This is a genomic window from Streptomyces carpinensis (assembly GCF_002154505.1).
GTDB lineage: Bacteria > Actinomycetota > Actinomycetes > Streptomycetales > Streptomycetaceae > Streptomyces > Streptomyces carpinensis.
Window position 1 is genome coordinate 1 of the sequence record NZ_MUBM01000532.1, and the last position, 8,581, is coordinate 8,581.

General features: G+C 72.2%; 8 protein-coding genes and 5 pseudogenes. 7 read left to right on the plus strand and 6 right to left on the minus strand.

The genetic code is table 11. The features are described from left to right. On the minus strand, window positions 1-227 hold a 227-nt coding region (locus BZY54_RS45495; RefSeq protein WP_143668315.1), incomplete at its 3' end, for a LysR family transcriptional regulator. A gap of 72 nt (window positions 228-299) precedes the next feature. On the opposite strand from BZY54_RS45495, the gene BZY54_RS45500 reads away from it, so the two are divergent. Next, window positions 300-689 carry a RidA family protein gene (locus BZY54_RS45500; RefSeq protein WP_086731218.1) on the plus strand — a complete coding sequence of 130 codons (390 nt, stop codon included), beginning with the start codon at window positions 300-302 and terminating at the stop codon, window positions 687-689. 356 nt (window positions 690-1,045) lie between these two features. Here BZY54_RS45500 and BZY54_RS54225 read toward each other — a convergent pair. After that, window positions 1,046-1,195: pseudogene (locus BZY54_RS54225) on the minus strand (helix-turn-helix domain-containing protein); the annotation flags it as partial. A 40-nt stretch (window positions 1,196-1,235) separates the two neighbouring features. On the opposite strand from BZY54_RS54225, the pseudogene BZY54_RS45510 reads away from it, so the two are divergent. The 3 pseudogenes from BZY54_RS45510 to BZY54_RS45520 all read left to right on the plus strand — a co-directional run. Beyond that, a pseudogene (locus BZY54_RS45510) lies at window positions 1,236-1,574 on the plus strand (CGNR zinc finger domain-containing protein); the annotation flags it as partial. A gap of 9 nt (window positions 1,575-1,583) precedes the next feature. Further along, a pseudogene (locus tag BZY54_RS45515) lies at window positions 1,584-1,980 on the plus strand (SRPBCC family protein). Between the two features lie 51 nt (window positions 1,981-2,031). Further along, window positions 2,032-2,337 (plus strand): annotated as a pseudogene (locus BZY54_RS45520) (alpha/beta fold hydrolase); the annotation flags it as partial. 79 nt (window positions 2,338-2,416) lie between these two features. On the opposite strand, the gene BZY54_RS45525 reads toward BZY54_RS45520, so the two are convergent. Continuing rightward, a complete protein-coding gene (locus BZY54_RS45525; protein ID WP_086731219.1) occupies window positions 2,417-3,379 on the minus strand; it encodes an alpha/beta hydrolase in 963 nt (320 codons plus the stop codon). A 477-nt stretch (window positions 3,380-3,856) separates the two neighbouring features. On the opposite strand from BZY54_RS45525, the gene BZY54_RS45530 reads away from it, so the two are divergent. Continuing rightward, window positions 3,857-4,642 (plus strand): thioesterase family protein, encoded by a 786-nt coding sequence (locus BZY54_RS45530; protein WP_086731220.1) that lies wholly within the window; start codon window positions 3,857-3,859, stop codon window positions 4,640-4,642. Window positions 4,643-4,871: 229 nt separating this feature from the next. Next, window positions 4,872-5,060 (plus strand): annotated as a pseudogene (locus tag BZY54_RS45535) (transposase); the annotation flags it as partial. A gap of 678 nt (window positions 5,061-5,738) precedes the next feature. On the opposite strand, the gene BZY54_RS45540 reads toward BZY54_RS45535, so the two are convergent. From BZY54_RS45540 to BZY54_RS45550, 3 genes are read right to left on the minus strand one after another with little or no spacing between them, the layout of a single operon-like run. Continuing rightward, window positions 5,739-6,596, minus strand: coding sequence for a 5-oxoprolinase subunit C family protein (locus tag BZY54_RS45540; RefSeq protein ID WP_086731221.1), 858 nt, complete (start codon window positions 6,594-6,596; stop codon window positions 5,739-5,741). Next, window positions 6,593-7,240 (minus strand): 5-oxoprolinase subunit B family protein, encoded by a 648-nt coding sequence (locus tag BZY54_RS45545; RefSeq protein WP_086731222.1) that lies wholly within the window; start codon window positions 7,238-7,240, stop codon window positions 6,593-6,595. The genes BZY54_RS45540 and BZY54_RS45545 overlap by 4 nt, the downstream gene beginning before the upstream one ends. Beyond that, window positions 7,237-7,989: a LamB/YcsF family protein gene (locus tag BZY54_RS45550; protein WP_086731223.1), complete on the minus strand. Its 753-nt coding sequence runs from the start codon at window positions 7,987-7,989 to the stop codon at window positions 7,237-7,239. The genes BZY54_RS45545 and BZY54_RS45550 overlap by 4 nt, the downstream gene beginning before the upstream one ends. A 186-nt stretch (window positions 7,990-8,175) precedes the next feature. Between BZY54_RS45550 and BZY54_RS45555 the strand changes: the two genes are divergently transcribed. Further along, window positions 8,176-8,581: 5-oxoproline transporter, DUF969 family subunit (locus BZY54_RS45555; protein WP_143668318.1), on the plus strand; the 406-nt coding region annotated here is incomplete at its 3' end.

Sequence of the window (8,581 nt, forward strand, 5' to 3'; positions counted from 1 at the left end):
GCCCGCCGCGCGGCGGGCAGCAGTTCGCGGCCTGCCGGAGTGAGCGTGACGCGTCCTGGTTCGCGGCTGAACAGCGCGTGGCCGACCTTGTCCTCCAGGCGGCGGATCTGCTGGCTCAGCGGTGGCTGGGCGATGCCGAGGCGAGCGGCAGCGTGGCCGAAGTGGAGTTCCTCGGCGAGGACGACGAAGGCGTGCAGCTGCGGGAGGGGGAGTTCGGGGCGCTCCATACGCCCAGAGATATCAGATCATGTCTGGCGATGTATTAGACGTATCTGTCCGGGGCACTTAGCGTTCGGCGCATGACAGAGCGACGTGCGATCCTCAGTGGCTCGACCTTCGAGGAGCAGATCGGCTATGCCCGCGCCGTGGTGGACGGTGACTGGGTGCATGTGTCCGGAACGACCGGGTTCGACTACACCACGATGACGATCTCCGACGACGTGGTGGAGCAGGCCGAGCAGTGCCTGCGCAACATCGAGGCCGCACTGGCCGAGGCGAAGTGCACCTTCGCCGACGTGGTGCGGGTTCGCTACCTGCTGCCCGACCGCGAAGACTTCGAGCCCTGCTGGCCGGTCCTGCGCCGCTGCTTCGGCGACGTCCGGCCGGCCGCCACGATGCTCATGTGCGGTCTCGCCGACCACCGGATGAAGATCGAGATAGAGGTGTGCGCGCGGAGAGCCACGGGGTGACGGTCGATCTGCTCTGGGGGAAGGGAGGCGTGTGCCCGGCAGAGGGCGGTTCCAGTGATACGGGCACTGCACACGCAGTCGACTCGGCTAGGTTCACGACATGGACAGCGTCACTTCTTCCTTGCCTGCGCCGTGAGTTGGATGCTTTCCGAGAGTGCCTCGACGGCTGATCCTGGACGGCCCCTTGACCGCTTGACCTATCAACGCCCATCACGGCGATCCTGTTGACCGACCGCGGTGCCGAGCGCGTAGGTTGAGCGGATACGGGACCCCGGTGCGCAGCGCCGGCCACGACCGGTACCACCCCGCCGCAACGGCTGCTTACGCAGATGCCGGAGCGGGCCCGTGACTCGGCCAAGGCGCACGACCATGTTCCGGCCGGGGGCGGATCTGCCGGACTCGTTGAAGCTGAGATGGCGCTGGGTGGTTCCCGCCGGCAGTGCCAGGTCGAGCTGACTGAGGTGACGGCGGGTACGGCGTTCGCGAAGCGCACGAGGGAAGTCCACGAGCCTGTTGTAGCGTCGGCAGAGGCACCCAGGCCATTCCCTCGCCCACACGCGCGACGAGTCCCACCCGCCCGGTGACCTGGAGGTCATCAACACGGCAGCCGCCCGTCCGGCCCTGGCCCCCGCCATCACGCCGGACGGGCGGCGGCAGTGGGCCGGGGCCTTCAGCGGCACGCACCTGGCGGCCACCGTCGCCCGCGACGCCATCGAGCTGCTGACCGGCCCCTTCGCGCACCGCATCCGCACCTGCGCCGCCGAGGGCTGCCACGTCGTCTACGTCGACACCTCACGCCCCGGCAGCCGCCGCTGGTGCTCCGCGGAGCACTGCGGCAACCGGCACAAGGTCAGGGCGCTGCGCGCCCGCCACACCGAGGAAGGGTGGCCACCCATGCCCACAGGACTCACCAAGGACGCCGGATGGCAGATCGGCGTGTCCCCGCACACTGCCCCACCCCGCGCCCGCCGTCTGGGACTTCATCAGCAGCCCCGAGGGGATTGCCCTCTGGCTCGGCTCCGGCGCGGTTCTCGACCCGGAACGGGGCACCCCCTACCGGACGGCCGAAGGAGTGAGGGGCGAGGTGCGCGGCTACCGTCCCGTGGACCGCATCCGCGTCACCCACGGCACCACAACGGTCCAGGTCGCCCTCACCCCCGCCGCCGAGGGGTCCCGGACGATGCTTCGCTTCCACCAGGAGCACCTGGCAAGCGCCGAGGACCGTGAACGGCAACGGACGCACTGGCAGCGCGTCATGGACCAGGTCGCCACCGCCCTCGACCGGCGGTGACGACGGTGCGCGGCACCTGACCGGAGACCGACGCGCTCGGAGTCGCCGACCGCGTCGGCCGTCCTCGGCATGATGCGCGCCACCGACCTCCGAGGCGTCGCAGCCGCCCTGTGCGGGCGGGCCGAACGTCCCGACTACCGCGACACCCTCGCCACCGTCCGTGTGCCCACACTGATCGTCGTCGGAGCGGACGACGTGTACACCCCGGTCGCCGATGCCGAGGCCATCGCGCGCCTCGTTGCGCACGCCACGCTGAGCGTCCTCGACAAAGCCGGGCACCTGCCGGGCGGGGAACAGCCGGAGCGCTTCAACACCGTCCTGCTGGGCTTCCTCCGCGGAGCAGGAAGCGATCTTTGAGCGGCAGAACCGCCGGCGGCGGCCGACGGGTGGTGGCACGTCGTGGCCGATGGGGACCGCCCGGCGAGTGAGTCCCGGTTCAGCCGCCGTTCGTGCCGGCCATGCCGCCGCTGAGGCCCGCGGCGTCGAGCAGATGGCCGGCAACCGTCCGCGCGCCGTCGTCGCCGAGGAGCACGGTGTAGTGGTTGACGTCGGCCACCCGGTGCGTCGCAGGCCGGGCGGGGGTGAGGTCCGCGGCGGCCAGCCGCCGCTCGTCGTACAGCCCTTGCGGCTCGTCCATCAGGCCCCGGTCGGCCCACAACAGCCGGGCGGGCAGCTCCAGTTCACGTACCGCAGCCAGTACCTCCGGATCGCGCAGCACCTGAGTGCCGTCGAGACGCACGGCGTCGCGGACGCAGGACGAGCGCAAGTGCGGCTCCGTGCCGACGAGGTCGCGCTGGATGTAGGCGTCCACCCACGGCGACCACGAGCCGGCGAAGGCAGGATGATCCCGCCAGTAGCCACGGTAGGCCCGCCGGTCGGGGAAGGTCATGTCCAGCCGGCGCATCGCCGGGCCGATGACGGCGTCGAGCAGCGCGTCCGGGTCGAGGTGAGTCGGTGCGGGGAAGCCGAGCCCGCCGTCGACGAGGACGAGCGAGGCGAACCTCGTCGGGTGGTGCACGCCGGTGAACGCGCTGACGAAGGCACCCATCGAGTGGCCGGCGAGCACCGCCCCCCGCAGCCCGAAGGCGTCGGCGATCGCGGCCATGTCCGCGGCGTGTGCGGCGATGCCGTACGGGCCGGGCAGCGACCGGCTGCCGCCCCGGCCGCGCAGATCGGGCGCGATCAGGGTGGCCCGGCCCGCGAGGTGGTGGGCGACGCGGGCCCAGGACAGCGCGTTGGCGGTGATGCCGTGCACCGCGAGCACGACGGGGGCGCCGGGGTCGCCCGCGGGCCAGCGCAGCACGGCGAGTTCGCCGCCGTCGACGGGCACGCCCAGTTCTTCGTACGGATCGGTCTCCGGCGTGGCCTCTTGGCGGGAGGCCTCGGCGTGACGCGTCATTTTCGGCGACTCCTCGTCTCGTCGCGCACCGAAGGGTGATCGGCCGGTCGCGTGTCGCGCACGATACGGCCCAGCGAGCCGATCCGACATGTGCTCGGCGCATGCAGGTGTTGTCGGGTTCGTATGGTGTGGGCACATGGGCGAGGTGAGGTGTGCGCGGGCGATCCCCTTGGTGCGGTCAATTCGTCCGGCGCCTCCTCGACGACTGCCTGCCCGACCTGCCCCTCGCCCACGCGTGCGCTCTCGCCGGCCGCCCCGAGCCCGCCGTGAGCCCGCTCCCAGGGCACCGCAGCGCCCTGCTGGGCCTCCTCGGCGAACATGGCCGTCCACGTCGTCCGGGCGGCACGCTCTTCGCAGGTCGAGGTCCGTGTGGCAGACAGCACAGGTTCCGGCGCCATAGGCGCCTCCGGTCAGGTCAGCACCGCGATGTAGCGTCTCCATCCGGCACTCGCCGTCCGCCACGAGAGGGATGCACCGTTGAACGCCGGCAGCTACTACGAGCCCATCGATGAGCACCGCTACAAGCCCACCGCCCACGCGAGCGGCGCATGGGATCCCGCCGAACAGCACTTCAGCCCGCTCGGCGGCCTCATCGTCCACGCCATCGACCGGCACCTGGCCGCGCGGCCGGACAACAGCCTGGTCCTGGCCCGGATCAGCTTCGACATCCTCGGCCGCCTCGCCCTGGACGAGTGCGAGATCCAGGTGGAGACCATCCGCCCCGGCCGTACCATCGAACTGATCGAGGCCGTAGCGCTCATCGCCGACCGTCCCGTGGTCCGTGCTCGCGCCTGGCTCCTCGCCTCCTGCGACACCACCGCCGTCGCCGGCGGCGCCGCGGACAAGCTCACCTCTCCCGAGGAGCTCGCGCCCTGGCCGCTGGCCTCCGTGTGGCCCGGCGGGTACATCGGCTCCCTGGACGTCCGCCCGGTCGCACCGCCGCAGCCGGGCCGGACCACCGCATGGGTCTCCACTCACCTCGACCTCGTCGCCGGGCAGACCGCGGGCCCCCTCGCGTCCTACATCGCCCTCGTCGACACCGCCAACGGCATCGCCGTACGCCAGCCGCCCACCGACTGGATGTTCCCCAACGTCGACCTGACCATCCACCTGCACCGCCGGCCGGAAGGCCGTTGGACGGGACTCGACACGACGGTGACCTTCGGCCCCACCGGCCAGGGCATCACCGCCACCGTCCTGCACGACGTCACCGGCCCCGTCGGACACGCACAGCAGATCCTCACCGTCCGCCCCCAGCCCTGACCGGCCACCGCCCGCCCGGGCCAGGGAACGGCGGTCCGGGCCTGGCCCGGGAGCGGCTCGGCCCGGTGGGTGGTGCCCAAACCGTGCACCAGGTGCCCTCCCGCTTGCAGCCGCACGGTTGGTGCGGGTGCCATAAGACGCCACCGACCTCGGGGACCACTTCCCGAGGGTCACTCCTGCGGACTGTCCTAAGACGGTGTCCTATGTGGTGATCGCTCGTTGGGCTGTCCTGGGGCGGGGTACGTGGAGTTGGATTGTTCCGGACGGGCTGTGGGAGATCGCCGAGCCGCTGATCCCACCGTCGAAGGTGCGGCCGCAGGGCGGCGGAAAGCAGGACACGCCTGGTGAGACGCTGTTCGCGGCGATCATCTACGTGATGGTCAGCGGTTGTGCCTGGCGGGCCCTACCGCCGTGTTTCGACTCTCGGGCAAGCCCGCCGCGCCCCGCACACGGCACGCTGCTGGCGAGCGGAAGCCTCCGCGCCCCTGACGTACTTCCGGCCGAGCAGTTACCGGACGGAAGCTCGTGCCGCGAGCTCGCCCTCGCCGCATGCCTGCGCCGCCATCTGATTGCCCTGCGGGTTTCCTGCGGGCTGTCTCCGGCCGCTACCTGACGCGCGAGCAGTGGGAGGCGATCAAGTCCCGCGCCACCGCATGCTCATGAAGCGCGCCTATAACCGACTCCGGCTCCCCCTCACCAGCGGAGCCGCACCCGTTGGCTCTGTCGATGACAAGGAACAGCGCATGTCGATGAGTTCTGGCAGCGGTCCTTGTTCCGTGGGCCCGGAAATGGCGGTGAGTTTTGACACCACCGGTGCAGGCTGGAGGCATGCGGCGAGCTCAGGGCTGTACTCGTCCCCTACGACGGGTACGAGCAGCATCGCGAGCAAGACGGGGACGGAGCATGAATGCATTCGGCCCCGCCCGCGACCACCTGGCCGGGGGCGGACCCCGTGTGACGCAGCGCACAATCGGCCGTTGCAGCCGTCGTGCCCGGCACCTCCGGCCGCGCGGCCGGGCTGCAGTCCGCCTGCGGGGGTAGCCCATCCGGCGGCCCCCGTGCCGGCTTCGACGCGCGGGGTGGCCGACCGGCCGCGTCACCCCAGCGTGAACCGCACGGGCGTCGCCACGGGGGCCTGGGCCGCCGAGGCCAGGGCGACTTCCGCGACGACACCGATCACGGGGTAGCCGCCCGTCGTCGGGTGGTCGTGGAGGAACACCACCGGGCGCCCGTCCGGGGGCACCTGCACCGCGCCGAGGACCATGCCCTCGCTGGGCAGTTCGGCCGTCGACTCGCGTTCCAGCGGCGGTCCTTCGGTGCGCAGGCCGATGCGGTTGCTGTGCGGGGACACACGGTACGTGGCCGAGGTCAGGGTCCGCAGCGCGGCCGGAGTGAACCAGTCGACGCGGGGACCGAGCCGCAGCGGCAGGACCAGTTGGGCGGGCGGCGCCGGCCAGGGCGCGGCGCCGGGCAGCGCCGGCTGCCGGACGGGAGTGCCCAGCGGGAGTACGTCCCCCTCACGCAGGGGCGCGGGGCCGAGGCCGGAGAGCAGGTCTGTCGAACGGCTGCCGAGGACCGGCTCGGCGGCGACGCCCCCGGCGATCGCGAGATACGTGCGCACGCCCGCGGTCACCGCGCCCAGGTTCAGCAGCGCGCCCGCCGGCACGTGTACGGGCGCGCCCCAGGCCACCGGCCGGCCGTCGACCGTGACCGGGCAGGGCGCGCCGCCGGCCACCACGGTGACGCCGTGGTCGGGCCGCAGGGCGCAGCCGGTCAGGGTGGTTTCCAGGACGGCGGCGTCGGGGTCGTTGCCCAGCAGCCGGTTGGCGAGTCTCATCGCGGGCGCGTCCATGGCACCGGAGCGCGGGACTCCCAGGTGGGCGTGGCCGCGCCGGCCCGCGTCCTGCACCGTGGTGAGGGCGCCGGAGCGTACGACGGTGAGCTTGGCGCTCATGCCGCACCGTCCTCGGCGACGAACCGCACCCGCGTTCCCGGTGTGAGAAGGGCCGGTTCGGCGCGTGTGAGGTCCCACAGCGGTGCCGGGTCCGGCATGGTGCCGATGATCTGCCAGCCGCCGGGGGTGGCACGCGGGTACACCGCGCTGTAGGGGCCCGCGAGTGCCACCGCCCCGGCCGGAACCCGGGTGCGGGGGGTGTCGCGGCGCGGCACGTTCAGGTGCGGTGGGAGTCCGGTGAGGTAGCCGAAGCCGGGCGCGAAACCGCAGAAGGCGACCCGGTAGGTGTACGAGGAGTGCCGCGCGGCGACTTCGCCGGTGCCGATCCCCCACAGGGCGGCGACGTCGGCCAGGTCCGGCCCGTCGTAGCGCACGTGGATCTCCACGACTCCGCCGTCGTCGGCGGGCCGGGACGGCACGTCCCAGTCGGCGAGACGGCGGGCCAGTTCGCCCGGGTCCGGCACGCCGTCCAGGAGGACGGTGCGCGCCCCTGGCACGATCTCCGCGACCGGTGGCAGGGTCCCCGCCGCGCGCCGGCGCAGCAGTTCGGCGTGGAAGGCGCCGGTGCGCTCGGCGTCCGGCAGCTGGACGAGCAGTGCGTGCTGCCCTGCGGGGCGTACCTGCAGGAGCCGGTCTTCCGTCACGCGAACGCCCCGACCTCGACGCCGGCCGTCTCGAGCGCCTCGCGCACACGTGCCGCGATCCGGGCCGCGCCGGGGGTGTCGCCGTGCACGCACAACGAGCGGGCGGCCACCTCGACGGTCGTTCCGTCCACGGCCTCGACCGCGCCCTTCACCGCGAACGCCACCGCGCGTCGGACGACCGCGTCTCCGTCGCTGATCACGGAGTTCGCCTCGCGGCGGGACACGAGCGTGCCCTGGGGGGTGTAGGCGCGGTCCGCGAAGGCCTCGGGCACGCCGGTGAGTCCCGCCTCCTCGGCGGCGGCGAGCAGTCGGGAACCGGGCAGCCCGAGTACGGGCAGTGACCCGCCCGCCAGTTGGACGCCCGCCACGACGGCGGCTGCCTGCTCGTCGTCGTGGACGGTGCGGTTGTAGAGCGCGCCGTGCGGTTTGACGTACGCGACCTCGGCGCCGGCGGCCTCGGCGAAGACCCGCAGCGCACCGATCTGGTAGGCGGTCTCGGCGGCCAGTTCGTCGGCGGGCACGTCCATGGCGCGTCGCCCGAAGCCGGCCAGGTCGCGGTAGGACACCTGCGCCCCGATCCGCACTCCGCGCTCGGCGGCGAGGTCGCAGACGCGGCGCATCACCGAGGGGTCGCCCGCATGGAAGCCGCAGGCGACGTTGGCGCTGGTGACGACGGAGAGCAGGGCGTCGTCGTCGGTGAGACTCCAGCGGCCGAATCCCTCACCGAGGTCTGCGTTGAGATCGAACACGCCCCTGAAGGTAAACGATTGTTGAACGATCCCACAAGGGGCTCAGTTCGTGCCGCCATTGTGAACTCGCCCCTTGTTCGATCGTTCAACAATCGCCTAGGGTCCGTGCAGCCCCCACGGATTCGGAACCTCCGAATCCGCGCCATGCCTGGTACCCCGTCCCCTACGCCCGAAGAAGGCCGCCGCATGATCGTTCTCCTCGGCGTGGTCGTGGTGATTCTCGGATTCGTCACGCGCCGCAATCCCGTCCTGGTGGTGGGCGTCGCCGGTGTCGTCACCGGACTGCTCGGCAAGATGAACCCGTTGGAGGTCCTCGCGGCCTTCGGCCGGTCCTTCGCCGACAGCCGCTCGGTCACCGTCTTCGCCATCGTCCTCCCGGTGATCGGCCTCCTGGAGCGCTACGGCCTGCGCGAACAGGCCCGCAATCTCATCGGCCGCCTCGGCGGCCTCAGCGCCGGCCGCTTCCTCACCGTCTACCTGCTGGTCCGTCAGGTAACGGCGGCATTCGGCCTGAACAGCATCGGCGGTCCCGCGCAGACCGTGCGGCCGCTCGTCGCGCCCATGGCCGAGGCCGCCGCCGAGCGCTCGGCGG